Origin of the sequence: Mycetohabitans endofungorum (genome assembly GCF_002927045.1) — a bacterium.
GTDB classification, from domain to species: Bacteria; Pseudomonadota; Gammaproteobacteria; order Burkholderiales; family Burkholderiaceae; genus Mycetohabitans; species Mycetohabitans endofungorum.
Genome location: NZ_PRDW01000011.1, coordinates 45,013 through 67,514 on the forward strand (window position 1 = coordinate 45,013; position 22,502 = coordinate 67,514).

Sequence of the window (22,502 nt, forward strand, 5' to 3'; positions counted from 1 at the left end):
TTTCTTGTGACGGCGACGAGCGGAAGCCCGCAACGCATACGGTACTGCTCGCCGTGGCAAATTAGCGACTATAACTCGCACATGCATATACTAGACCGTCTGGTACAGTATATACTTCCCCGACATCAATCTTCGGGACCGTGAATGCCAACTTTTCTCGCCGTTGTTCTGGGAAGTCCGATCATTTTGGTAGTCGGTCGGATAATTCTCACGACGCTTTTCTGGAGCGCCGGTATCTTTGGACTATTTAACTTTTCATCCATCGTTTCGGAAATGGAAGCTGTTGTCCTTCCCGCGCCAGCCGCTTTTGCGGTTGCGACGATATCGGTGCAGCTCCTTGGATCGTTTCTTCTGATTGGAAACTTCAATGGCTGGGGGTGGATCGGTGCGGGCGCACTCGGAGTGTTCACGCTTTTAACCATCCCTTACGGTCACGCATTTTGGACTTTCCCGGAGCCGCGTCGAACCGAAGAATTGCATATCGCGCTCGAACATATTTCGGTTGCAGGCGGTATGCTGATGGCAGCAATTGCCACTCTAAAATGATTGCATTTCAAATGACATCATCACGTGGACGACCTAAAGACCTTGTCAAGCGCGAGGCAATTCTTGATGCGGCGCGCGCGCTGCTTTTAGAGCACGGCGCAGACGTTACAACAAGCGCTATTGCCTCTCAAGCAGGAGTAGCAAAGGCCACCCTTTTTGCGCACTTTCCAGATAAGGATGATTTAATAGATGCGGTGATACGGCGCGAGTCCGACCGCACGGTGACTGATACAGAATATGAGAAAAGCTTGGCAATGGATATTGTGCCTGCGCTTCATGAATTCGGGATCCGCTTCGTGCGGTTTATCAATGAGCGCGAGATAGCCGGATGGGACCGGCTAATCGCAGCAGCCGCAAAAAGGAACCCTGAGCTACCAAAACGCTTCTTTGCCAGCGGTCCAGGGCGCGGACAAACCATTCTAACCTCCCTCATCCAAGATGGGATCAAAAAGGGCAGATTGAGAGAATGTAATGCCGTACAGGCGGCGGATGACCTCGCCGGCCTCTGGATTGGCTTCTCTAACCTTGAGGTCAAGCTTGGGGCACGCGCTCCGTTCACTGCTGCACAGCTAAAGAAGAAGGTCGATCACGGTATCAACGTGTTTATGAAATTTTATGGGTCAAGTGACTTTGGGAGTGAGGGGACATTGTCAACAAAGAGCGCTCGAGAAGGATCCACTAGGGCTCGCTGAGCGGCAGTGGCTTCGGGCAATTCGGCTAACAATCGTTCGGCTTCCACCTGGGTCATCCTTCGGCCGTCCACCCGTCGCTTCATCTGTGCAAACTGTTCGTCAGTGGGCACGAACGTATCCGCATCAGCGGCAATGCCGCGCTCGATTGCGGCTTCTTCCTGCGCAGTGTTACGAATCAATTTCAGTTGCTTGTTCATAGCGGCTAATCTCCCGGTTATTGGCTTTGCGCAGACTGATCACGCGAAACGTGTCACCGCCCGCATTGGCTGACCCAAATCAAGTTCGTCGACACGGTAATCGGGACAATATTGCTGCATCGGTAGCATGATGCTGCAAGGGCGGCCGCCTTGCATACGGCCCTGTGGATTGTCTCGCTCGGGTAGTATGTCGCATGCTGGCCAGTGCGCCAGTCGGCAGAGCCAAGGCGGGACGGCGTCCGGCTCAAGGCGGGTTCGGCCAAACGGTGCCGATGACAAAGAGCAAGATCCGCATCCAGAACTTCCTGCCGAATATGCCGCTTTTCAGCGCGTTGGCCGCATGCGAAATCGACCGCCTGGCGCTTGGCGCAACCCGCGTTCAATTGACGCGAGGTCTTGAGTTCGTTGAACGCCGGCATCACGTCCTGCCCCTGGGTGGCGTCATCACTCTCATCGCCGGCTCGTCCAGCCGTGCCTTAGGCAGTTCAGACAGTGGCCCGAGGGCCACAGTCTAAGAAGCTAATGTGCGCCTATTCATTGGCATATTCATAACTTCACTTCTCAAGATATGCGTCGTCCACAAAAATTCGGACAGGTCCGTTCTGATTTTCACACACCATAAGTACCTGCCGAATCCGTGTAGGGTATAAAGTGGTCAATGACATTTTGTGCTCCGCGAGCTTATAGCCGCGGCTCTGAACGACGGCCAGCAACGTGGGGGTGCTTTGGGCAATCAATGAGTGGGTGATGATCAAAATTGTCGACAACATCTGCGTCGTTAGGCTCAGTAACTTGAGCAAATCGACGGTACTACGCGCATCCAAACTCGCTAAAGGAGCACGGACATTCAGTATGGGTCGCGGATAGATGTCAGGCGGCAGTTTTGGGCTGATCCGTGCATGAATGCCTTTGTGTTTTCCCTTTTTGCACCGATGCGTAGCACAGTTTGCCCTGACACCACCTGCTCAAACGGCTTCTGCCATACCTTCTAAAAGCTGCGGAGGTGGCACTGAAATTCATTAGTTTATTAGAGCGTGTCATGCATTTTCATAACGGGTACAGCATGAGCATAGCGAAGACGACGAAATGCAGGCCGGCCAAGGTTTCGGGCAGGCGCTCGCCGTCACGTGCCAGTTGCCTGAACCGGTTAAGCCAGGCAAAACTGCGCTCGGCCACCCAGCGGCGGGGCAGCAGCACGAAGCCCTTCTTTGCCTCAGGCAGTTTGATGACCTGCAGCTCCATGCCTTCATCGCGAGCGGCCTGCGCAGGCGTGCCGCCCGTATAGCCCTGGTCAGCCAATGCAAGTTTCACCGTCTAAGCGGTGACATGCTGAACTTGACGCGCAAGCTCGGCCACCTGTGCGCGCTCCTGCGCGTTGGCCGGCGTAATGTGCACCGCCAGCAGCAGGCCCAGCGTGTCCACAGCCATATGAACCTTGCTGCCTCGCTTGCGCTTATGACCGTCGTAACCCGCACACGGAGCGCTTTCGCACGTGGACTGCAACGTGCGTCCATCCAGGATAACTGCACTGGGCTGACCCTGGCGCTGTTGCGCCACCACGCGCAGCACCGAACGCAAATCGTTGGCCATCGCTTCGAAGCAACCCGCGTTCAGCCAACGCTGCGTTTGCTGGTAGACCCGTTCCCATGGCGGAAAGTTGGTCGGCAGCATACACCAGGATGCACCCGCTCGTGCCACCCAGCGCAGCGCGTTGAACATTTCACGCAGTTCGTATCGACGTCTGCGGTGCGTTTTCGTTCATTAAAGTCAGGTAGGGAGCGGCGAAGCTCCATTCCTCATCCGATACATCCGTTGGATAAGGCTTGCGTTCTGTCATCCCCACAGGATAACAACTCTGCCCAAAAATGCCTAACGCGCTCTAGATTGCCAGAGTTTTGGTTTAGATTTTCTCCATATAATCAATAAGGTGCTTGGATGAAAAAACAGCATTGTCCACAATTTAAAATTTTGTCGATTATGCTCGGCGTAATCATGATGCTCGTGGGCTGCGGAGGGAATACACCAAGCACCTCGAGTCAAAATGATAAAGACTTTATCTCACCTACTTCGGGATCTGGATTGTCCGACTCATTGAAGGAAAGCCGGACACCAGATTTCTTAGCAGCGGAGACAGTGAAGAGAACCGCCACCAATTTTTCAGATATGCAAGCGGCTAGTGCTGCATTGACGACTTCACGGACAGAGCAGCACATCACCTCAAATGATGAGAATGTCCGGTTACCTTTCGTATCGGAAGGAGCGTCTCCAATCCCAACTCCATTCACACCCCGTTCACCCAACGCGGGGAGCGTCAGCTTCGAGCCGATACCGTCACGCCTACAAAAGATAAAGAGTATGTTGCACTATCGACAGGTCAAGTGCTTCGATAGCATCGAAGATAAAAATTTTGCCTTGCTCGTATTTAGGCTGATGAATAGGTTTCGGCTCAATGACGATAGCATGCTTGCTGTGATCAGAGCACTGAATCTACTGCATCACCATAATTTCGAACGCTATGTCGTTTTGTTGGACGTCTATGGTGATCCTGATGAAGAGCGCCATAGGCGTTACGATCATGTATCGTCATTGTTCGACATCATTGCGCACAGCGCAATGGCAACCGAGTCATGGCGTTATCCACCTGATCCATTTATTTATCAAATTAATCAATTTCTTCTTAGTGATGCGCTTGGCGTGTTAGGTCAGGCAATGTTATTGCAAAAGTCTGTGGAACAGGGTCGGGGTGCCCAAAATTTGGTCGATTTCAGCGAGATTCGCGAAAAATTCGAGTCGTACGTTAGTGAACACGAAAATATTTACATTGATTTAAAGAAGGTTGAGCTTAAATTATCCGGAAATAGCGCGTCGTTATCTGCGCCGCTCGCTCCCGCATACTCCATTTCACCGAACTGTCGATGTTGGATACACTGGAAATGGGCGCACGCACTCGACGAAACCTGTAAAAAGGGGGTTGAAAGAAGGTGAATATATAAATATTGGGAGATACAACGTGTAAATTTCTGGTTATGAATGCGTTGTCGGACCGCGCCTATACTATCTGTCAATGATCGCTGCTATGGCAGCCAAACCGGATCGACGTGTTGGCGTCATAGCGGGATCGGCGTAATGTCGCTACGACGCCGTAACCGAAGCGCGTGTCGAACTTCCATCAACGAGTGAAAATTCCACCCCTGGTCGGTTCGGCACACTTTCGGATAGCCGCGCAAACGCGCTGCTCGGTCCAACGCTTGGGCGACGTACAAGCTCGAGATGCCGTGGTCCACGACGATATCGACAGCCTCTTTTGTGAAATCGTTGACGATGATCAGGCACTTCAGACACCGCCCGTTCGGCAGCGCGTCTATCACGCAATCGATCGACCCAATCTCGTCGGGTCCACTGGACAACGTCAGCTACTCGCTTTCAATCATGACGCTGTGGCGCCGCCGACGGCGCCGCACGGCCAGCCCCGCTTCGCGATAAACGCGCGAGCCGGCAGCGCATTTTGTTGACGAAGATTAAAGTGGGCCGCCCGCGTTTGCCGCACACTGCCATTTTGGGCGCGCTGCCGCCATCGTCGAGAGGTTTAACCGTGCTTGTGCAAAATGTCGTATGCGAACGCCTTAAGATCAAGGGCAGGACACTGCTGCCGATTGTACAGGGAGGCATGGGCGTGGGCGTGTCTGCACATCGTCTAGCGGGAACTGTCGCATCGCTCGGTGCGGTGGGCACGATTTCGAGTGTGGACTTGCGCCGTCACCATCCGGATTTAATGGAACAAAGCCGGCGTTCGCGCGACCGGCAATTGATCGATTCGCTGAATCTGGAGGCGCTGCGCCGGGAAGTGGTCGCCGCATTGCAGCTGGCTTCGGGCAATGGCCTGGTCGCGGTCAACGTGATGCGCGCGGTGTCCTCATATGCATCATACGTCACCCAGGCATGCGAAAGTGGCGCAGGTGCAGTCGTGGTCGGCGCGGGGCTGCCGTTGGACCTGCCGGAGCTGACCGCCGACTTTCCGAACGTGGCGTTGATCCCGATCTTGTCGGATGCGCGCGGTATCGGCCTGGTGCTGAAAAAGTGGATGCGCAGAAACCGCCTGCCGGACGCCATTATCATCGAGAACCCCCGTTATGCGGCTGGGCATCTCGGCGCGCCGACGCTCGATGGGTTCGACCATCCGAACTATGCGTTCCAGCATGTGCTGGAAGGCGCGCGCGAATTGTTCAAGACGCTTGGGCTGGAGGTGGAGAATATCCCGTTGATTGTCGCGGGGGGAATCCACAGCCACGAGCAGGTTCGGCATCTGCTCGACCTCGACGCCAGCGCCGTGCAACTGGGAACCGCGTTCGCGGTGACGGAAGAAGGTGACGCGCATCCGAATTTCAAAAAGGTGCTGGTCGAGGCGAAGCCAGAAGACATCGTGACGTTCATGAGCGTGGCCGGCTTGCCTGCGCGCGCCGTGCGCACGCCGTGGCTGGCCAGCTACCTCGAGAAGGAACAGAAGCTGCAGCGGGCCGCCAAGCCGCGGCGATGCACGGTCGGATTCGACTGCCTGCAGCAGTGCGGGCTGCGCGATGGCATTGGCAAGCATGGGCAGTTCTGCATTGATATGAGGCTGGCCCATGCGCTCTCGGGTGACGTCGAGCGCGGATTGTTCTTTCGCGGCTCGGAAACATTGCCGTTCGGCCACGCAATCCGTCCGGTGCGCGAGTTACTCGACTATCTGCTGGGTGGCGTGACACAGACGCGTGCGCCGACGACAGCGGCTCGGCCATATACAGATGCAGGGCCGTTCCGCCGGTGTATTTCCGCTGCAACTCGTCCTGGTGCTCCAATGCCTCAAACGGATCGTCGGTAAGCCGACCGGCAGTTGCGAAGAGTTGGTGTAGTACGGGTTCTCAGGTGTGTCGGCCGAACTGCAATGAGAAAATCCGGCGTTCGATGCACATTGGGTCGTCGACCTCTGAGCTGACGGCCGGCACCGCGCCGGCCGCGCGCGGCACATGGGCTACAGCATCCGGCGCAGCGTCCGGTCCCGCAGCAGCACGTGACGGCCGATCGCGGCCAATGCATGCAATCCGATCACCCAGTAGAACAGGTTGCCGGTGAATTTGTGCATTGCCTTGAGCAGTGGTCGCGCGACGGGATCTGCGCCAATTAGCCGGATGTCCAGCCCGACGATCGGCAGCGAGACCGGGTTGCCACCGGCGTTGACCATCAGGATGCCGAGCAGCGGCTGCGTGAAGATGAACAGATACAGCGCCAAGTGCACGACGCGCGCGAGGAACACCAGTATGCGCGTCGACTCGACCTCTGCGGGCACCCCGTGCCACAGGCGCCAGAGTAACCGCAGCGACGCGAGGGCCAGCACCAGCGAGCCGGAACAGAAATGAATCGTGTTCCAGAACGCGCGGCTGTCGCTGCCTTTCGGGCCGCGTACCTCGATCGCGACATAGGCGAGTGCAACGAGCAGGAAAATCGCCCAGTGCAAGAAAATGGCGGGTTTGGAATAACGATCCGTCGCGGGGGTGGCGGGCATCTTGATATCCTCTGTTGTTGTGATGGTGGGCCGGGCGACCGGCAGGTCGGACGTCATGGCGCGTCGATTGACAAGCAGCCATCGACGGCCATCGCCTCATCGGCGAGCGCTGCCGTGCGCTGAACGTCGATACCATTATCGTTTCCGATGTGCGCTGGCTGGTCAATGCCGACTACCACGTAAACTGCAACGCTCGTTTTCGAGGAACGTACACGAGCAACGAGTTGCCGCACTTCATCCAGGACATGACGTATGTGTACCCGGGCAACCCCGCGTTGGGACGGTTGATTGCTCAGACTGCGACCGAGTACGGCGTGCACACGCACGCGCACGAGATTGACGGCCGTGGCGCGAACGTGACTACGCCGGGCAACTGCCAACGATACTGATTTGGCAATTTCCTAGCGCTGCCTTAATTTCAATTCTTAAAATTATCGGTCGCAAACAGCCTGATAATCGAGAAGCGAGGAAAAATAAGAAACGGACAATCCGCCCGGATCCTGGTGCTGGACGATGGCCGTTTCTATGTGCGATACATGAAGGCCGACATACCGAGTGCGCTGGCCGGCGTGGTCGCAGGTACGAACGCATCGGGCGACGGGAGCGTCGCCCATGGCAGCGGCATCGACTACAACTACGGCGACCCAGGCGTAACGACGCTGACCTGGAGCGGCATGTATGCGGCCCGCCAAGCAATCGCGGCCAAGGCGACCTAGGCGGACGGCAGAACGGCACAACTGAATGCGCGCTATGATCCGCGCTGGGCCCGAGCGACGTTGGTGGCCGCGACCGGCAGCTTTTGCGGCGTGGGGATGACTCACCGGGAGACACAAGTCGATTTCGATGCCCTGCGGCTCACCGTAGACGCCAAGAGGGCATCGTCGGCCTGTCACAGCATTGTCGGTTTTCCGGTACGCTCGCGCCGCGCGTAGGCAGCAACGTCTATGACGCGACACTGAATTTCGATGGCGGCGTCGGTTGCTGCGCCTACCCGGCTACCCCGGAGAGCGGGATCGCCGTGATGCACGATACGCAACTGGAAATGTTTGTCCAAACGCCCGACAAATCCAGCATTCTGCTCGTCATGGAAAAGCAGTAGCGGGCTACGTGCCCAATCCGGGCGTTGCGGCCCCGACGTGCACCAACGGCGGCGATTGTTGCGACGATGATTCACACCTCAATGATCCGAGACGCTGGAAAAACGCTGGGGGTTATGCTATCCTGCTACGCTTTGGAGCGAGAAGGGTGTCCCGGTTGACCTGTTCCGGTGTTCCACCGCTTCTCATCGCGCCCGCCTACGCGTTTGCTTCCCCCCATATTCCCTGAGGGCCTGCCCGCCATCGTGCGGCCGGCGCAGTTGTGGTCCGATTTTCCGGGCACGTCAGTACTGCTGCGGCGCCCATCGGGCTTCCGCGTGTCGACGCGTCTTGCGTGAGCGGGGGGGAAAGCGGCAATGCAAGGCGACAGGGCGATGAACGTATTGAACCAGCCAGGGACAACATGACCACGATTGTTATCAAGGAAAACGAGCCGTTCGAAGTGGCAATCCGCCGCTTTCGCCGAACCATCGAGCGCAATGGCCTGATCGCCGAGTTGCGCGAGCGCCAGTCGTACGAGAAGCCGACGGCTGTGCGCAAGCGTAAGAAGGCCGCCGCAGTCAAGCGCCTGCAGCGTCGTCTGCGTAGCCAGCAACTTCCGAAGAAGCTCCACTAAACGGCTTGCCGGTCCGCCCGCAGGCGGATACGCATCGATTCAAACGGCCCATGTCCACCGGACATGGGCCGTTTGTCGCCTTTGCGTCGATGATGGCGGCCCAAGCTGGCGCTCGAAGGTACCGTAAGCACAATCGTAGTTGCGCGAGATACCTGCCGACAATACGTTATTCGCCCATGTCGGGGAAGTGTTGGCGCATGCCTTCCATGCTGCCGCAGTGAAATGCGGTTCAGGTGACCCGGCACAGCAAGTCGCATCTCAAATCGAACTGCTGCGCAATCGAGGCAAGGCGGTTTTGCCAGTCGCGATGAATTGGTGAGCTGGTGCACCCGTGCTACCCAGTCGCGCTATGCTGCGCTCGCGCCGACTGTGCTGGCGCATGCCGACCACCCGTTTGCCGCGCGCTTGCTTGCCGAGGCCGGCCGCGATATCGACGCGATGGCCGCCACACAATCGCCGAGCGTGCTGCGCTGAAGTGGCGTTAAAGTGGTATGCTTTAGCGCGTTTCACGCGCGTGGATGCGTGGATAGCACGCGGCCGTGCGTGCAAACCGTATCTCGCCAGCGTACTTCGTTCTCAGTGACCTATCTATGTACCAAGTCATCGCCACTGATCTGGACGGCACGCTGCTCAATAGCGATCACCAGGTCGATCCGTTCACTGTCGCCACACTGCAGGAGTTGCAAGCGCGCGGCCTGCATTTCGTGATCGCGACCGGGCGGCATTTCCGCGACGTTGCGGGAATCCGTGACCGGCTCGGCATCCGGCCGTATCTGGTCACTTCCAACGGCGCGCGCGTGCACGACGTGCGAGACAACCGTATCCATGCGCACGACCTGCCCGAGGATATCGTCAAACGGCTAGTGGCGCCCGATATCGCCGGCACGCACGGCCGTGTCATCGTCAACTTGTTTGTCGACGATGCATGGCTGATCGATCGCGAAGCGCCTCAGCTGTTGACGTTCCATCAGGATTCCGGATTTCGCTACGAGGTTGCCAACCTCGCGGCACATGATGGCCAAGGGGTGGCGAAGGTACTGTACATCGGAGACGCCGCTGACCTGCGCGTTGTCGAGCGTAACCTGGCTCGGCATTTCGGGGATGCGTTGTACGTGACGTATTCGCTGCCCGATTGCCTCGAGGTGATGGCCGCTAGCGTGTCGAAGGGACGTGCGCTGGCACTCGTGCTCGAGCAACTTGGCCTGTCCGCCGAACGGTGCATCGCGTTCGGCGACAACATGAACGACATCGACATGCTGGAGTCAGTCGGACACCCGTTCATGATGGGCAACGCCAACCCCGGATTGATCGCGCGGCTACCCCATGTCCCACGCATCGGCAACAATTTCGAGGCCGGTGTCGCCCATCATTTGCGCGCATTGTTCGCACCGCAGCGCGAGCCCGCTTAAAGCGGAGACAGTCGTCGTCATAGCCATAATAGACGGGGCGAGGAGCGACATACACTGCGGGTGGCGGCGCATAGACCGGTGCGGGTGACGCCGCCACGCGGGCGGCTTTGTCAGCCTGCCGCAACCTTGCGAAGCATCGGCTGGCGCGCGCCGCGCGCCAATGACGCATACGCGTCGACGTAATGCTGTGCCATGATCCGCGCCGTAAAGCGCTGTTCGAAGCGCGCGCGGATTTGTTCGCGGGACAGCGCCTCTACCTGCAACAAAGCAGCCACTGCGCCGTTGACATCCTCGCAAATGAAGCCGGTTACGCCGTGCTCGACCACCTCGGGCACTGAGCCGCGGTTGAAAGCGATCACCGGCGTGCCACATGCCATCGATTCGATCATGACCAGTCCAAACGGCTCACACCAATCGATCGGGAACAACAACGCTTTCGCGCCGGACAAGAAAGCAGGCTTCTGTGCTTCGTTGATTTCGCCAATGAATTCGACATCGCCGAGTGAGAGTAGAGGCTCGATCTCGTTCTTGAAGTACTCGCGATCGACCTTGTCGACCTTGGCGGCGATTTTCAGCGGCAGGCCGGCCTGCGCGGCGATGCGGATCGCGTGATCGACGCGCTTTTCCGGGCAGATGCGGCCTAGGAACGCCAAGTACGTCGGCTTGATGTCCGTTTGCGGCACGAGTAGGTTTTCCGGCAGTCCATGATAGATGGTATCGACCCACCCGGCACGCGGCAGCGGCACGCGCTGTGAATCCGAGATCGAAATGACGTGTGCCTGCGGGAAGCTGTCAAAGATCGGTTGCAGCTCCGGCAGGTCTAGGCGCCCATGAAGTGTGGTGACGAACGGCGTGTCGATCTGCGAGAACAGGGGCAACGGCAAATAATCAAGGTGAAAATGCAGGATGTCGAACTCGTGGGCCACGCGGCGCACCTGTTCGAGCATCAACATATGCGGCGCCATCCAGTCGCGGATGGACGGGTCCAGGCGCAATGCTTGGGGCCACGCCGCTTCAAGGCGTGCCGAAGTATGCGAGTCGCCGCTCGCGAACAGTGTCACATCTTGACCCAGCTCCACCAGCCCTTCCGTCAGGTATGACACCACGCGCTCGGTGCCTCCGTAGAGTTTGGGCGGCACAGCTTCGTGCAGCGGTGCGATTTGTGCGATACGCATTGCGTGCTCTCCTTACGAAAAATCGCCCTGCGCCTCGTTGCTGGAGGCGCTGCGTGTGGGCAACGCGGAAAAAATCGGCGAATCGGGCCACCGGTATGCCGCAGTCGCGGTCAGCCCGACGGATCGCGATATCGCGATCGAAAGTTTTATTATCGAGGCGAGAGCGAGGAATTCGAGCAATTTTTCAAACTTTTAATATTGTTACAGCACGAAACATCGGCGCAACATCGCATTCCGATCCATTGCGCCGCATTAGCACATCGTGAGGCGCGACGAACGCCGAGTGTGCTACAGAACTCGATTCACGTTGGGCAGCGTGGTATGGCGCACCGATCGACGGCGAGCAAGTGCGTACACTGATGGCCGAGACGCGTTCGTTCCTGCAGGAATTGCCCGTGTCGACACAGGCCAACAACGTGCAGTTGCTCGAGTACATGTCGGCCAACCGGCATGAGCAGCTCACCGCCGCGCATGCCCCATATTCGACGGGGAGTCCGTCGAGCCTGCCCTATGATCCGCAGATCAATTACGAAGGGCGTACCGACAGCGTCACCAACCAGTCCCAGGTCGATGATCTATTGACCAGTCTTGGGCTCTGAGATTGAGTAAAAGATGGGCGCGCAAATGCGTCGCCGCGTACGATTGCAACCCATTGGAACAGGAACGGGGCACCGTGGTGCGCGAGTACATTGCCGATGGCACCGTATTCGGCATCGCCTGGCCCGGCCCTCAAATGCCCGAGATGCGCACGTTGCTGGGTACCTACTTCCCACAGTACGTTAGCGACATCCAGGCGCAACGCCGTGAACAGGGCGGCCACGGGCCGGTGTGGATGCGCAGCGGCGAGCTAGTCGTACATTCGGGCAGGCACATGGGCGACTTCAGCGGGCAAGCCTTCCTACCGCGGGCCTTGCCGGCCGGCATGACCGAAGCGGATATCCGCTGAACACAGGAGTGCTATCGTGACCCTAGTCAATACACGCCGCGGGCTCGCATGGCGCGCCGCGGCGCTCATGGGCGCCATAACGCTGGCCGCGTGCGGAAGCGGCGGCAATGCCAATTCGGCGGCCAGTTCTGCCCCCCTGGCAGCCAACGTTGTGCCGATCACGGTGGCGCAGGGGCTCGACCGGGTGGCCAACATCGGCACCGTGTCCGTCACCATCTGCGCGGCTGGCAACGCCGCGCAGTGCCAGACGCTTGACAACATCCAACTCGACACGGGTTCGTATGGCTTACGGGTGGTCGCCGCGGAATTGTCACCCACATTGCGCGGCGCGCTGCAGCAGGCCACCGTGCCCAATTCGAATGCGCCGCTTGCTTCGTGCGCGTTGTTCGCGGACGGGTATTCGTTCGGTTCGGTGCGCATTGCTGACGTGACGCTAGGCGGGCGGACCGCCAGTGCGATCCCAATCCATTTAATCGGCGATTCTAAATTTCCGACGGTGCCGTCCGACTGCGTCGTGGGTCGATCGGAGAACGCCGCGTCGGAGTTGCATTCTCGCGGCATCCTCGGTGTCGGGGCGGCGGCCGTGGATTGCGGCAACCGATGCGCGACCAATGCGGCCGCCAGTTCCTACTTCAACTGCGCGAGTGCGTCCAACTGCGTGCAAACCGTCGTGCCGCTTGCCCAACAGATCGCGAAACCGGTGGCGAACGTGCCGGTCGACAACAATGGCGTAATCGTCGATATGCCCGCAATCGGCCCCTCGGGACAGTCTTCAGTCAGCGGCACCTTGTTGCTGGGTATCGGCACCGCATCCAACAACCGGCTGGGCAGCGGTGCGATGGTATTGACCACCGATGATTCCGGTAGCTTCAGCGCGACGTACAACGGCTCGAGGATCACCGGGTTCACCGATACCGGCTCCAACGGCCTGTTCTTCACCGACGCGTCGTTGCCCGTATGCGGCTCCGGCAGCCCGTTCTATTGCCCGCCCGGCCAACAGGCCAAGCTCCTCACCGTGACGGGCGCGAATGGCGCCACCCAGGCCGTCAATCTCAACGTGGGCAATGCGTCGATGCTGCTCAGCACGCCTAATACGTTTGCGCTCAACGATTTGGCCGGACCGATGCCCCGCTACTTCGACTTAGGCATGCCGTTTTTCTATGGGCGGCGCGTGGCGGTGGCGATCAGCGGCAAGTCCACGCCATCAGGCAATGGTCCCTATGTGGCATTTTGACGTGATGCACTGAGTGACCGGTAACCGGTAACCGGTAACCGGTGGCCGCGGGACGGAATCCCGGCACGAAGTATCGCAGGAAAGACGGCGTTGACTTGCGAAATAACCCGGGCGAGAGCCAAAGGAAGCGCGTCAACCCCCACACCGCGGACCATTTGCCGAACTGCTTGTCTTGCGCGCGTCCAAGCTCACCGAGTACCGAGCGCCCAAGACGCTGTCGCTCCGCGACGTTGCATAGGGTGCTGCAAAGCCTGCTCGGCGAAGCCGTGCCGAGTCGCGACATGCGCATCATCGTCGAGTCACAGTCACGGCGGACAGCGACCTGGCGATGATTTCGCCCGTGGTCCGGCGTGTCAACCGACAAAGGCCTTCTCGACCACATAGTGGCCCGGAGCCGAATTGCTGCCTTCGGTGAAGCCCATGCCATCGAGCAGTTGCCGTGTGTCACGCAGCATATGCGGACTCCCACACAACATGATGCGGTCGTTGTCGATCGAGAACGGCGGCACGCCGAGCCGCTCGAACAATCCGCCCGTTTCGATCAGCTCCGTGATGCGCCCGCGATTCTGGAACGGCTCACGCGTCACGGTCGGGAAATACACCAGTTTATCGCGGATCAGCTCGCCGATATGCTCGTGCTGTGGCAAATGCTCGGTGATGTACTCCTTGTACGCAAGCTCGTCGACGAAACGGCAGGTATGCGTGAGCACGATCTTCTCGTAGCGATCGTAGACGTCCGGGTCCTTGATGACCGACATGAACGGAGCCAGGCCGGTGCCGGTGGATAGCAGCCACAGCGTCTTGCCGGGCAACAGGTTGTCGACTACCAGCGTGCCAGTCGGTTTCTTGCCAATGTAGATCTGATCGCCCACTTTCAGGTGCTGCAGCCGCGACGTTAGCGGGCCGTCCTGCACCTTGATGCTCAGGAATTCGAGGTTTTCCTCGTAGTTCGCGCTCGCCAGGCTATACGCGCGCAGCAGCGGTTTGCCATCCACTTCCAGGCCGACCATCGTAAACTGACCGTTATCAAAACGAAAGCCCGGATCGCGAGTGCAAGTGAAGCTGAACAGCGTGTCAGTCCAGTGATGCACGCTGAGAACGGTTTGTTGGGTCAGGTTGCTCATGGTGTTTCAGTCGGATCGGTGGCCGTCGGGCCCGGCACGCGCGACGGTCTGGCTAAAAAGTATCAGGCAAGTTACCATTTTAACGCGTCGCGGCAAAGTTAACCGATGCTTGGGCAATGGCGCGTCGCCAGACGTGACGAGCGGCACGCGGGGCAACGGGTAGTAGGCGCATTGCAACGCCGTGGACCCGTCCTAGTCCAGCCGCAACCGCGCTATGTACGGCAAGTGGTCCGATAACCACGCGGTGCGGGGTGCGGGCTCGAGCCATTGCATTGGCGTGACGCCCCGTACGAACATCTTATCCAGCGCCAGCGCGGGCGAGAAGGCGGGAAACGTCTTGCCAGCCTCGCCCAGCGTTGAGGCTACCTCGCGCAAACCGATCTCGGCGAATAACGGCTCCGAGTCGTTCTTCCAGTCGTTAAAATCGCCGGCGAGCACCAACGGGCCGGTTGCCGCCTCGCGGGCGATCCAATGGGCGATCCAGTTCATCTGGCGCAATCGCGACTGGCGGGTGAGCGCCAGATGGACGCACAGCAATGTGATCGGCGTGTTGTAAAGCGTCGCACGCGCCACCAGCAAGCCCCGCTTCTCGAAGCGGTGCGCGGAAATGTCCCAGCGCCCTCCTAGGTCGAGCGGATGCGGCGACAGGATCGCATTGCCGTGTCGCCACGATGGCTTGAAGACATTTGGCCCGAGCGCCAGCTGCAAGCGCAATGCTTGCGCTATTTCGGTAGCCTGGCACTGCCACACGTCGGTAAGCGCGCCTTGCAGCGGCTCGCCGAAGCCATTGCTGGCCAGCACGGGCGCGGGCATCCGGCGCGCCATGGCCTCCTGCAGGAAATACAGGTCGGCCGGCGTTGCCTGCATCCAGCGTTGCATCGACTGCCATGCCTGCAAGCCGAGCGGCGAGCGGCCCTTGTGCAAATTCCAACTGACGGCGACGAATTCCTTGTCGCCGGTGCACGGCACGTTGGGCAAGGTATCGCCGTGTCGCATCGGTCGACTATCCTTACGCGAGTTCATCACCCGCTCACTGTTCCACAATGCTCGCCTGTACGCGATAGATGAGTTGCGGGTCGTGGTCCACCAGCTTCCACGATACCGTTCGCCCGGGCGGCACGAGCAGGCCGGGATGGACAGCGGTGACTCGACGCGGCTGCGGGGGCAGCGCACAACCCTCAGCGGTCTGTGCGGCACGCGTATCCTCGAAGATCTCCTGTACGTCCAGCGACAGAACCGCCTTGCCGTCGTCAACGTGGGTCGGCGACACGGTCAGCGTGCGCGACAACTCGACGCTGGCCACCGGTTGGTTCTGGCAACCGACCTCATGCACGACGCTACGCTTGTGTGTCTCCGACTTCGCTTGGCCGACCGTGGTCGTTGCGCCAAAATGGTCGACGCTGCGTCCATCCTGCACAACTTCGACATCCCAGCGTACCTTTGGCGGGCCATCTTGTGCGCATGCCATGGCGGCGGCCAAGGCCAGCAGCACGCCTGTGGCGAGTGTACGAAGGGCATTCAACAGACTTGTCATAAGGGGTTCTGACCTAGGTCGCCGCGATGGGTTCACGCCCCGCGCGGCGCCCGGGGTCTGCGTGCGCGAAACAGTCATGATAGCGGGGTTTGGTCGCGTGTGCGTGCGCGACGCGGCGTTGGCAGCAACGTCGCGCGACTGCTAGCTTGCACAACTTATTGACGCCGATACACTGAATTGGCGCCGCGCGGGGCGGCGTGGCAGCAGAGGAGGTGAATATGACTAACGCAATGGTCAGGCAGGAAATCGCGGTGGCGGCTTTCAAGCCGATCTATGACTTAAGTCAGATCGAGACGGCCTTGCATGACTTGTCCGATGGCGCCAGCGAGGCGTTGCGAAGCACCTACGAGAAAATGCTGAAGATCGGCGCGTTGCGCTTTTGCGTCAAGCCCAACCGGTTGCCGTCGATCGACGCGCTCGTCGACGAGTCGCCGAACTTTAGCGAGCCGCTGGAGGACGTGCGCAAACAGATCGCGCTGGTGGCCGAGACTGACGACAGGCTCGAATTGATGCCCATGCTGCTGCTGGGCGAACCCGGCATCGGCAAGACGCACTTTGCCCGGCAACTCGCGCGTCTGGTCGGCACCGGCTATCACTATGTCGCGATGAGCTCGCTCACTGCGGGCTGGATCCTGTCCGGGGCGTCGTCGCAGTGGAAGAACGCCAAGCCAGGCAAGATCTTCGACGCGCTGGTCAACGGCGCTTATGCGAATCCGCTGGTGCTGGTCGACGAAATCGACAAGGCCGGCGGCGATGCGCAGTACGATCCGCTCGGCGCGCTGTATGCGCTGCTCGAGCACGACACCGCGCAGTCGTTCATCGACGAGTTCGCCGAAGTGCCCATCGATGCATCCAGTGTTCTTTGGGTCGCGACGGCCAACGACGTGCACCGCATCCCGGAGCCGATCCTGAACCGGATGAGCGTCTATGAGATCCCGACGCCGGATCGCGATGGTGCGCGCCGTATTGCCCAGTCGATCTACTCAGAGATCCGCGAATCGCACGCATGGGGCGCGCGTTTTCCGCAAGCGCTCGAAGAAGCGCCGCTGGACGTGCTGTCGAGCTTGTCGCCGCGCGTGATGCGGCGTGCCATCCTCCACGGCTTCGGCAATGCGCGGCTGGCGGGACGCGATGCGGTGAGCGCGCACGACGTGGTACTCGATCGCCACGCGCGCAGACGCTCAATCGGTTTCTGACGCCGCCCGGGCCGCGCGCGCCGTGCGCGGCTATAGCAGCCGCACGATCAGCGAGCCCAGCAGCGTCAACAGCAGCGTCGACATGAACGGCAACGGCAGGCGGCGGCCGCGCCAGCTGAGCGCGAGGTCACCGGGTAAGCGACCGATGCCCAGCCGGGCGAGCCAAGGCCAGGTTGCGCTGAGGATCGCGGTTGCCATGAAGGTGGTCAGCAGCCAACGGAACATGGGCAGGCTAGCCTCATGAGTCACAGCATGTGCGAACGGTCGCCGCGCTCGAACGCGCCCAGTGCGACATCCATGCCGCGGCAAAACGCGATCACTTTGAACAGCTCGCCCATCTCCGCCTCGGACAGCAGCTTCTGTACTGCATTGGCCGCGGGCAGGAAGCGGGCCGGGTCGGCCGGGTCCAGTTGCGCCAGCGAGTCCGTAATGCCCGCGTTCATCAGAAAGCGCGCTTGCGACGTGTATCCGAGCAAATGCGCGCCCGCGTCGTGGGCTGCCTGCTCGATGGCGCTGAACTGCACATGCGCGGTGATGTCCTGCAAACCGGGGTAGAGGAACGGGTCGCCGTGCGCGCGATGCCGGTAGTGGCACATCAGCGTGCCCTGCGTGCGCTGCGAATGGTAATACTCAGCGGCCGGGAAACCATAATCGACGAACAACGCGGCGCCGCGGCCGAGCGTCGAGCACACGGTGCGCACGAACGCGGCTGCCGCCTCGTGTGTCTCGGTCACGTAGTCGTGCCGGCCAGGGACATACGCGAGCGCGGCCGGCACGGCGGCGGTGGCCAGAGGCCGGTCGGCGAACACGAAGCGGCTCGCATCCGCCACGGCGACGCCGCGTTCATGCCAGAGGCCGTCCTGCCGCGCAAACAGACGCACGGGCATGGCGTCCAGCACTTCGTTGCCGACGATCACGCCATCCACGCGCTCGGGCAGCGCATCAACCCATTGGACGCAAGGGGCGAACTGTGGTGCGGTTTCCGCAATGCACTCGCGCTGGCGCGCGCGCAACTCGCCGGACAATTCCACGATCGTGTAGCGCGCGCACCCGACACCGAGCGCATCCAACGTGCGCAGCAGGCCAGCGGCGAACTTACCTGTTCCCGCCCCGAATTCGACTACGTGGCGCGTGCCGGTGGCGCCGAGTATCTCGGCCACTGGCTTGGCGAACGTCTGCGCAAACAGCGGCGAGAGTTCCGGCGCGGTGATGAAGTCACTACCGTCGTCGGGGCCGCGGCCGAACTTGACTGAACCACCGCTGTAGTAGCCTAGGCCCGGCGTATAGAGCGCAAGTTCCATGTACCGGTCGAATGGCAGCCAGCCTCCGGCCGCGGCGATTTGCCTAGCGATGTGCTGCACTAACGCGCGCAAGTGCGCGAGCGCAGTATCGCCAGGAACAGGTAAACTATCGGGCTGCGTCGTATTCGGCTTCATTCCGGCATTGTAAATGAGCGACCCGTCGTGCGCCGGTCAGCATCCGGCTTTCTCCTCTTGCGCGCCGCCCGCGCGTCGTGCCGCACTGGTAACCGGCGCGGCACGGCGCATCGGCCGTGCGCTGGCGCTCGGCATGGCCTCGCGGGGCTGGGACATTGCGCTCCACTACCATACGTCCGAGGCCGACGCGCAGTCGCTGGCCGCCGACATCCAGGCGCTGGGCCGGCGTGCTGTCGCGTTGCGCGCCGATCTGGCCGACGAGGCACAGGTGCAGCGCCTGGTGCCGGATAGCATCGCCGCGCTCGGGCGTATCGAATGCGTGGTGAACAACGCGTCGCTGTTTGATGAGGATACGGCAGCCACGTTCGGATACGGCACGTTGCTGAACATGACGGCGATCAATGTCGGCGCGCCGCTGACGCTAGCGCGGGCGCTGCACGAATCGATTCCGGAGGCGGCGCGCGAAGACGAAACGTTGCGCGGCTCGGTCATCAACGTGCTCGACCAGAAGCTGTACAACATGAATCCGGACTATCTATCGTATACGTTGACGAAAGCCGCGCTGCAGGCGGCCACCGTGACGCTGGCCCAGGCGCTCGCGCCAAAGCTGCGGGTCGTGGCCGTCGCGCCCGGGCTCACGCTGCGCTCCGGTAGCCAGACCGAAGAAAACTTTGCCGACGCGCACCGGCGCACGCCGCTTGGACGCGCATCGACGCCGGCCGACGTGGTCGATGCGGTGTGCTACCTGGCCGACGCGCGCGGTGTGACGGGTGCGACGCTGCTGGTCGATGGCGGGCAGCACCTCGTGCCGTCGCCGCGCGACGTGATGTTTATGACCGGTGCGTGAGCGCGATGCATGCGTGCCTACTGCCAGGCCGGGCCGTACCGCACGGCCACCGCCCCCACTTTTGACTGGATCGCCCATGCTCTCCGCCCTTTCGCACCCGAGCCTCGCAGACTGTCGACGCCTGTTCCTGCGCAACTACGAGATTTACATCAACATTGGCGTGCATGATTTCGAGAAACGCGCCGAGCAGCGCGTCATCGTCAACATCGACCTGTTCGTGCCGCTGGCCGAGTCGACACCGCGCGCCGACAAGCTGCCCGAAGTCGTGGACTACGATTTCATGCGCTCGACGATTGCCCAACGGGTCTCGCGCGGACACGTCCATCTGCAAGAAACGTTATGCGATGACGTTGCCGCCGCGATGCTGGCGCACCCGAACGTGAGGGCGGTGCGCGTGTCGACCGAGAAGCCGGACGTCTACCCCGACTGCGAGTCGGTGGGCGTCGAAGTCATCCGTATCAAGGAAGCCTGACATGAATGCACCCGAGACCGCCGTGCGGACCTTGACCCGTGGCGAGCAGAAACAGGCCTACGAAAACAACAAGCTGTTTAAGCGGCTAGCCCGGCAGGTCGGCCAGGCCATTGCCGACTACAACATGATCGAGGCCGGCGACAAGGTGATGGTTTGCGTGTCCGGCGGCAAGGACAGCTATGCGTTGCTGGACATCCTGCTGCGGCTGCGCGAGCGCGCGCCGATTGATTTCGACATTATCGCGGTCAATCTGGACCAGAAGCAACCCGGGTTTCCCGCCCATGTGCTGCCCGAGTATCTCACGGCACGCGGCGTGCCGTTCCATGTCGAGAATCAGGACACGTACAGCATCGTCAAGCGCCTCGTGCCCGAGGGTAAGACGACGTGCTCGCTGTGCTCGCGGCTGCGGCGCGGCATCCTATACCGTGTCGCGGGTGAGTTGGGCGCGACCAAGATTGCGCTTGGCCACCACCGCGACGACATCCTGCAGACCGTGCTGCTGAATATGTTCTACGGTGGCAAGCTCAAGGGCATGCCGCCAAAACTGCAGTCCGACGACGGCAAGCACATTGTGATCCGGCCGCTCGCCTATGTGAAGGAGAATGATCTGGAGAAATATGCGCAATTGCGTGAATTTCCGATCATCCCATGCAATTTGTGCGGCAGCCAGCCGAACCTGAAGCGCGCCGAGATGAAGACGTTGCTGCAGGAATGGGACAAGCGCTTCCCCGGACGGGTGGACAATATGTTCAGTGCATTAGCCGACGTCGTGCCGTCGCACCTGATGGATCATCGGCTGTTTCCGTTCGCCGGGCTGCGCGCCACGGGCGTAGCCGATCCGCACGGCGACATCGCGTTCGACGATGAACCTTGTGCAACACCCGACAGCGGCACCGTGCCGATCGTGCCATTCGACGCGCTGTGAAGCCGCGACGCCGGCGCGCCGTATGTGGGTTGCACGACGGAATGCAGCAAGCCCGATGCTAAAATCGGCCCTTCGAGACTCGTTGGACGTTGACGCCGTGAATATCGTCATTCTTGCAGCCGGCATGGGCAAGCGCATGCATTCCGCGCGGCCAAAGGTGCTGCATTCACTGGCTGGCCGGCCATTGCTGTCCCATGTCATCGACACGGCGCGCGCGCTGACGCCGAGCCGGCTCGTCGTGGTGGTCGGGCATGGCGCCCAGGCCGTGCGCGAGGCCGTCGCCGCGCCCGATATCCAGTTTGCGCTGCAGGCCGAGCAACGGGGTACCGGTCACGCGGTTCAACAGGCGCTGCCGTTCATCGACCCGGCACTACCCACGCTGGTGCTGTACGGCGACGTGCCGCTCACGCGCGCCTCGACACTGCGGCGGCTGGTCGACGCGGCGGCCAACGGCCACTATGGGGTGCTTACTGTCACGCTGGACGATCCGCACGGTTATGGTCGCATCGTGCGCGATTGCGCCGGACGCATCACACGGATCATCGAGCAAAAGGATGCCGACCCGGGGCAACGGGAAATCCGCGAGATCAACACTGGCATCGTCATCTCGCCGAGCGGGCGGCTTGACGCGTGGCTGAGCTCGTTGACAAACGACAACGCGCAGCGCGAGTTCTACCTGACCGACGTCGTCGAGCGCGCGATCGAAGACGGTGTCGAGGTCGTCGGTGTACAGCCGGACGACGTATGGGAGACGCTCGGCGTGAACAGCAAGCGACAATTGGCTGACCTAGAGCGCGTCTACCAGCGTAATGAGGCGCTGCGACTGCTGGACGCTGGCGTCACGTTGACTGATGCGTCGCGCATCGACGTGCGCGGCACGCTGGAGTGCGGCGCCGACGTGTCAATCGATGTCAACTGCGTGTTCGAAGGACACGTCGTGCTGGGTGACCACGTCAGCATCGGGCCAAACTGCGTGATCCGCGAGGCGACGATCGCCGCGGGCACGCGCGTGGACGCGTTCACGCATATCGACGGCGCACGCGTGGGCGAGAACGTCGTGCTCGGCCCATATGCGCGGCTGCGTCCCGGGGCCGTGCTGTCCAGCAACGCGCATGTGGGCAACTTCGTCGAGGTCAAGAACGCGGTGCTCGGGCATGGCGCGAAGGCTAACCATTTGAGCTATATCGGCGACGCCGACGTCGGGGCACGCGTGAACATCGGCGCCGGGACGATCACCTGCAACTATGACGGCGCGAACAAGCATCGCACCGTGATCGGCGATGACGTATTCGTTGGCTCCGATACGCAGCTTGTCGCGCCGGTCGTCGTGGGTTCAGGGGCGACGCTCGCAGCCGGCACCACCGTCTGGCGCGACGTGCCCGCCGGGGCGCTGGTGTTGAACGAGAAAACGCAGGTCGCAAAGCCAGGGTACGCGCGACCGGCCAAGAAAAAGGCCTGAATGCACGGCGCCGATGAGGCGGCTCAACGGTCACCCTCCATTTTCCACGGATAAACAT

The 22,502-nt window shown here is 60.7% G+C and carries 24 protein-coding genes and 3 pseudogenes; 18 read left to right on the forward strand and 9 right to left on the reverse strand.

The window, feature by feature from the left end; all coding sequences use genetic code 11:
• Positions 1-144 precede the first annotated feature (144 nt).
• The 3 genes from B0O95_RS11390 (at position 145) to B0O95_RS11400 (ending at position 1,950) form a co-directional block, all read left to right on the forward strand.
• On the forward strand, positions 145-546 hold the full coding sequence (locus tag B0O95_RS11390) for a DoxX family protein (protein WP_104077999.1): 402 nt from the start codon (positions 145-147) through the stop codon (positions 544-546).
• Positions 543-1,238, forward strand: coding sequence for a TetR/AcrR family transcriptional regulator (locus B0O95_RS11395; protein WP_233203309.1), 696 nt, complete (start codon positions 543-545; stop codon positions 1,236-1,238). Before B0O95_RS11390 ends, B0O95_RS11395 begins: the two co-directional genes overlap by 4 nt.
• 469 nt (positions 1,239-1,707) lie before the next feature.
• Entirely contained in the window at positions 1,708-1,950 is a 243-nt protein-coding gene (locus B0O95_RS11400; protein ID WP_146064060.1) for a hypothetical protein, read from the forward strand.
• Between the two features lie 532 nt (positions 1,951-2,482).
• Here the strand turns inward: B0O95_RS11400 and B0O95_RS11410 are convergent.
• Positions 2,483-3,272, reverse strand: a pseudogene (locus B0O95_RS11410) (IS5 family transposase).
• A 98-nt stretch (positions 3,273-3,370) separates the two neighbouring features.
• Between B0O95_RS11410 and B0O95_RS15580 the strand changes: the two are divergent.
• Positions 3,371-4,420 (forward strand): hypothetical protein, encoded by a 1,050-nt coding sequence (locus B0O95_RS15580; protein ID WP_146064061.1) that lies wholly within the window; start codon positions 3,371-3,373, stop codon positions 4,418-4,420.
• 188 nt (positions 4,421-4,608) lie between these two features.
• Here the strand turns inward: B0O95_RS15580 and B0O95_RS11415 are convergent.
• Positions 4,609-4,920: pseudogene (locus tag B0O95_RS11415) on the reverse strand (integrase catalytic domain-containing protein); the annotation flags it as partial.
• Between the two features lie 113 nt (positions 4,921-5,033).
• On the opposite strand from B0O95_RS11415, the gene B0O95_RS11420 reads away from it, so the two are divergent.
• Positions 5,034-6,293, forward strand: coding sequence for an NAD(P)H-dependent flavin oxidoreductase (locus B0O95_RS11420; protein WP_370641717.1), 1,260 nt, complete (start codon positions 5,034-5,036; stop codon positions 6,291-6,293).
• A gap of 150 nt (positions 6,294-6,443) precedes the next feature.
• Here B0O95_RS11420 and B0O95_RS11425 read toward each other — a convergent pair whose 3' ends face one another.
• Positions 6,444-6,974, reverse strand: a complete 531-nt coding sequence (locus tag B0O95_RS11425; protein WP_104078054.1) for a cytochrome b — start codon at positions 6,972-6,974, stop codon at positions 6,444-6,446.
• Positions 6,975-7,045: 71 nt separating this feature from the next.
• Here B0O95_RS11425 and B0O95_RS11430 point away from each other — a divergent pair.
• The 5 genes and pseudogenes from B0O95_RS11430 to B0O95_RS11450 form a co-directional block, all read left to right on the forward strand.
• Positions 7,046-7,315 (forward strand): annotated as a pseudogene (locus tag B0O95_RS11430) (DODA-type extradiol aromatic ring-opening family dioxygenase); the annotation flags it as partial.
• A gap of 195 nt (positions 7,316-7,510) precedes the next feature.
• Positions 7,511-7,690, forward strand: a complete 180-nt coding sequence (locus B0O95_RS11435) for a hypothetical protein (protein WP_104078002.1) — start codon at positions 7,511-7,513, stop codon at positions 7,688-7,690.
• A gap of 784 nt (positions 7,691-8,474) precedes the next feature.
• Positions 8,475-8,687 (forward strand): 30S ribosomal protein S21, encoded by a 213-nt coding sequence (rpsU, locus tag B0O95_RS11440; RefSeq protein WP_041752963.1) that lies wholly within the window; start codon positions 8,475-8,477, stop codon positions 8,685-8,687.
• Positions 8,688-9,002: 315 nt separating this feature from the next.
• Complete coding sequence (locus B0O95_RS15880) at positions 9,003-9,161, forward strand: hypothetical protein (protein WP_158249484.1); 159 nt, start codon at positions 9,003-9,005, stop codon at positions 9,159-9,161.
• Positions 9,162-9,277: 116 nt separating this feature from the next.
• Positions 9,278-10,096 carry a Cof-type HAD-IIB family hydrolase gene (locus tag B0O95_RS11450; protein ID WP_104078004.1) on the forward strand — a complete coding sequence of 273 codons (819 nt, stop codon included), beginning with the start codon at positions 9,278-9,280 and terminating at the stop codon, positions 10,094-10,096.
• 110 nt (positions 10,097-10,206) lie between these two features.
• On the opposite strand, the gene B0O95_RS11455 is transcribed toward B0O95_RS11450, so the two are convergent.
• Positions 10,207-11,271, reverse strand: coding sequence for a glycosyltransferase family 4 protein (locus tag B0O95_RS11455; protein ID WP_104078005.1), 1,065 nt, complete (start codon positions 11,269-11,271; stop codon positions 10,207-10,209).
• A gap of 359 nt (positions 11,272-11,630) precedes the next feature.
• On the opposite strand from B0O95_RS11455, the gene B0O95_RS11460 reads away from it, so the two are divergent.
• From B0O95_RS11460 to B0O95_RS11470, 3 genes are read left to right on the forward strand one after another with little or no spacing between them, the layout of a single operon-like run.
• Positions 11,631-11,870: a hypothetical protein gene (locus B0O95_RS11460; RefSeq protein ID WP_104078006.1), complete on the forward strand. Its 240-nt coding sequence runs from the start codon at positions 11,631-11,633 to the stop codon at positions 11,868-11,870.
• A 2-nt stretch (positions 11,871-11,872) separates the two neighbouring features.
• Complete coding sequence (locus B0O95_RS11465) at positions 11,873-12,217, forward strand: DUF2844 domain-containing protein (protein WP_255779200.1); 345 nt, start codon at positions 11,873-11,875, stop codon at positions 12,215-12,217.
• A gap of 16 nt (positions 12,218-12,233) precedes the next feature.
• A complete protein-coding gene (locus tag B0O95_RS11470) occupies positions 12,234-13,451 on the forward strand; it encodes a DUF3443 domain-containing protein (protein ID WP_233203311.1) in 1,218 nt (405 codons plus the stop codon).
• Positions 13,452-13,804: 353 nt separating this feature from the next.
• Here the strand turns inward: B0O95_RS11470 and B0O95_RS11475 are convergent, their stop codons facing one another.
• The 3 genes from B0O95_RS11475 to B0O95_RS11485 all read right to left on the reverse strand — a co-directional run bounded on the left by B0O95_RS11475 (position 13,805) and on the right by B0O95_RS11485 (position 16,109).
• Entirely contained in the window at positions 13,805-14,575 is a 771-nt protein-coding gene (locus B0O95_RS11475) for a ferredoxin--NADP reductase (protein ID WP_104078009.1), read from the reverse strand.
• Positions 14,576-14,767: 192 nt separating this feature from the next.
• Positions 14,768-15,571 carry an endonuclease/exonuclease/phosphatase family protein gene (locus tag B0O95_RS11480; RefSeq protein ID WP_104078055.1) on the reverse strand — a complete coding sequence of 268 codons (804 nt, stop codon included), beginning with the start codon at positions 15,569-15,571 and terminating at the stop codon, positions 14,768-14,770.
• A 34-nt stretch (positions 15,572-15,605) separates the two neighbouring features.
• Positions 15,606-16,109: a hypothetical protein gene (locus B0O95_RS11485; RefSeq protein ID WP_233203312.1), complete on the reverse strand. Its 504-nt coding sequence runs from the start codon at positions 16,107-16,109 to the stop codon at positions 15,606-15,608.
• A 218-nt stretch (positions 16,110-16,327) separates the two neighbouring features.
• Between B0O95_RS11485 and B0O95_RS11490 the strand changes: the two genes are divergently transcribed.
• A complete protein-coding gene (locus tag B0O95_RS11490) occupies positions 16,328-17,305 on the forward strand; it encodes an AAA family ATPase (RefSeq protein WP_104078056.1) in 978 nt (325 codons plus the stop codon).
• A 30-nt stretch (positions 17,306-17,335) separates the two neighbouring features.
• On the opposite strand, the gene B0O95_RS11495 is transcribed toward B0O95_RS11490, so the two are convergent.
• Positions 17,336-17,530 (reverse strand): DUF2905 family protein, encoded by a 195-nt coding sequence (locus tag B0O95_RS11495; RefSeq protein WP_104078011.1) that lies wholly within the window; start codon positions 17,528-17,530, stop codon positions 17,336-17,338.
• Between the two features lie 20 nt (positions 17,531-17,550).
• Positions 17,551-18,741: a class I SAM-dependent methyltransferase gene (locus tag B0O95_RS11500; RefSeq protein WP_104078012.1), complete on the reverse strand. Its 1,191-nt coding sequence runs from the start codon at positions 18,739-18,741 to the stop codon at positions 17,551-17,553.
• A gap of 13 nt (positions 18,742-18,754) precedes the next feature.
• Here B0O95_RS11500 and B0O95_RS11505 point away from each other — a divergent pair, with 13 nt between their 5' ends.
• The 4 genes from B0O95_RS11505 to glmU all read left to right on the forward strand — a co-directional run bounded on the left by B0O95_RS11505 (position 18,755) and on the right by glmU (position 22,444).
• Positions 18,755-19,588 (forward strand): SDR family oxidoreductase, encoded by an 834-nt coding sequence (locus B0O95_RS11505; protein WP_104078013.1) that lies wholly within the window; start codon positions 18,755-18,757, stop codon positions 19,586-19,588.
• A 76-nt stretch (positions 19,589-19,664) separates the two neighbouring features.
• Positions 19,665-20,060: a dihydroneopterin aldolase gene (locus tag B0O95_RS11510; protein WP_104078014.1), complete on the forward strand. Its 396-nt coding sequence runs from the start codon at positions 19,665-19,667 to the stop codon at positions 20,058-20,060.
• 1 nt (position 20,061) lies between these two features.
• A complete protein-coding gene (gene ttcA, locus B0O95_RS11515) occupies positions 20,062-20,985 on the forward strand; it encodes a tRNA 2-thiocytidine(32) synthetase TtcA (RefSeq protein ID WP_104078015.1) in 924 nt (307 codons plus the stop codon).
• A 97-nt stretch (positions 20,986-21,082) separates the two neighbouring features.
• A complete protein-coding gene (gene glmU / locus B0O95_RS11520) occupies positions 21,083-22,444 on the forward strand; it encodes a bifunctional UDP-N-acetylglucosamine diphosphorylase/glucosamine-1-phosphate N-acetyltransferase GlmU (protein WP_104078057.1) in 1,362 nt (453 codons plus the stop codon).
• Positions 22,445-22,502: the final 58 nt, after the last annotated feature.

Excerpts from the sequence above, each read along its gene's own strand:
- B0O95_RS11435 (WP_104078002.1), top strand. The coding sequence starts at position 7,511 with ATGAAGGCCGACATACCGAGTGCGCTGGCCGGCGTGGTCGCAGGTACG.
- B0O95_RS11400 (WP_146064060.1), top strand. The coding sequence starts at position 1,708 with ATGACAAAGAGCAAGATCCGCATCCAGAACTTCCTGCCGAATATGCCG.
- B0O95_RS11450 (WP_104078004.1), top strand. The coding sequence starts at position 9,278 with ATGTACCAAGTCATCGCCACTGATCTGGACGGCACGCTGCTCAATAGC.
- B0O95_RS11390 (WP_104077999.1), top strand. The coding sequence starts at position 145 with ATGCCAACTTTTCTCGCCGTTGTTCTGGGAAGTCCGATCATTTTGGTA.
- B0O95_RS11500 (WP_104078012.1), bottom strand. The coding sequence starts at position 18,741 with ATGAAGCCGAATACGACGCAGCCCGATAGTTTACCTGTTCCTGGCGAT.
- B0O95_RS11475 (WP_104078009.1), bottom strand. The coding sequence starts at position 14,575 with ATGAGCAACCTGACCCAACAAACCGTTCTCAGCGTGCATCACTGGACT.
- B0O95_RS11425 (WP_104078054.1), bottom strand. The coding sequence starts at position 6,974 with ATGCCCGCCACCCCCGCGACGGATCGTTATTCCAAACCCGCCATTTTC.
- B0O95_RS11480 (WP_104078055.1), bottom strand. The coding sequence starts at position 15,571 with ATGCGACACGGCGATACCTTGCCCAACGTGCCGTGCACCGGCGACAAG.
- B0O95_RS11495 (WP_104078011.1), bottom strand. The coding sequence starts at position 17,530 with ATGTTCCGTTGGCTGCTGACCACCTTCATGGCAACCGCGATCCTCAGC.
- B0O95_RS11510 (WP_104078014.1), top strand. The coding sequence starts at position 19,665 with ATGCTCTCCGCCCTTTCGCACCCGAGCCTCGCAGACTGTCGACGCCTG.
- B0O95_RS15580 (WP_146064061.1), top strand. The coding sequence starts at position 3,371 with ATGAAAAAACAGCATTGTCCACAATTTAAAATTTTGTCGATTATGCTC.
- B0O95_RS11505 (WP_104078013.1), top strand. The coding sequence starts at position 18,755 with ATGAGCGACCCGTCGTGCGCCGGTCAGCATCCGGCTTTCTCCTCTTGC.
- B0O95_RS11490 (WP_104078056.1), top strand. The coding sequence starts at position 16,328 with ATGACTAACGCAATGGTCAGGCAGGAAATCGCGGTGGCGGCTTTCAAG.
- rpsU (WP_041752963.1), top strand. The coding sequence starts at position 8,475 with ATGACCACGATTGTTATCAAGGAAAACGAGCCGTTCGAAGTGGCAATC.
- ttcA (WP_104078015.1), top strand. The coding sequence starts at position 20,062 with ATGAATGCACCCGAGACCGCCGTGCGGACCTTGACCCGTGGCGAGCAG.
- B0O95_RS11460 (WP_104078006.1), top strand. The coding sequence starts at position 11,631 with ATGGCCGAGACGCGTTCGTTCCTGCAGGAATTGCCCGTGTCGACACAG.
- B0O95_RS11395 (WP_233203309.1), top strand. The coding sequence starts at position 543 with ATGATTGCATTTCAAATGACATCATCACGTGGACGACCTAAAGACCTT.
- B0O95_RS11455 (WP_104078005.1), bottom strand. The coding sequence starts at position 11,271 with ATGCGTATCGCACAAATCGCACCGCTGCACGAAGCTGTGCCGCCCAAA.
- B0O95_RS11485 (WP_233203312.1), bottom strand. The coding sequence starts at position 16,109 with ATGACAAGTCTGTTGAATGCCCTTCGTACACTCGCCACAGGCGTGCTG.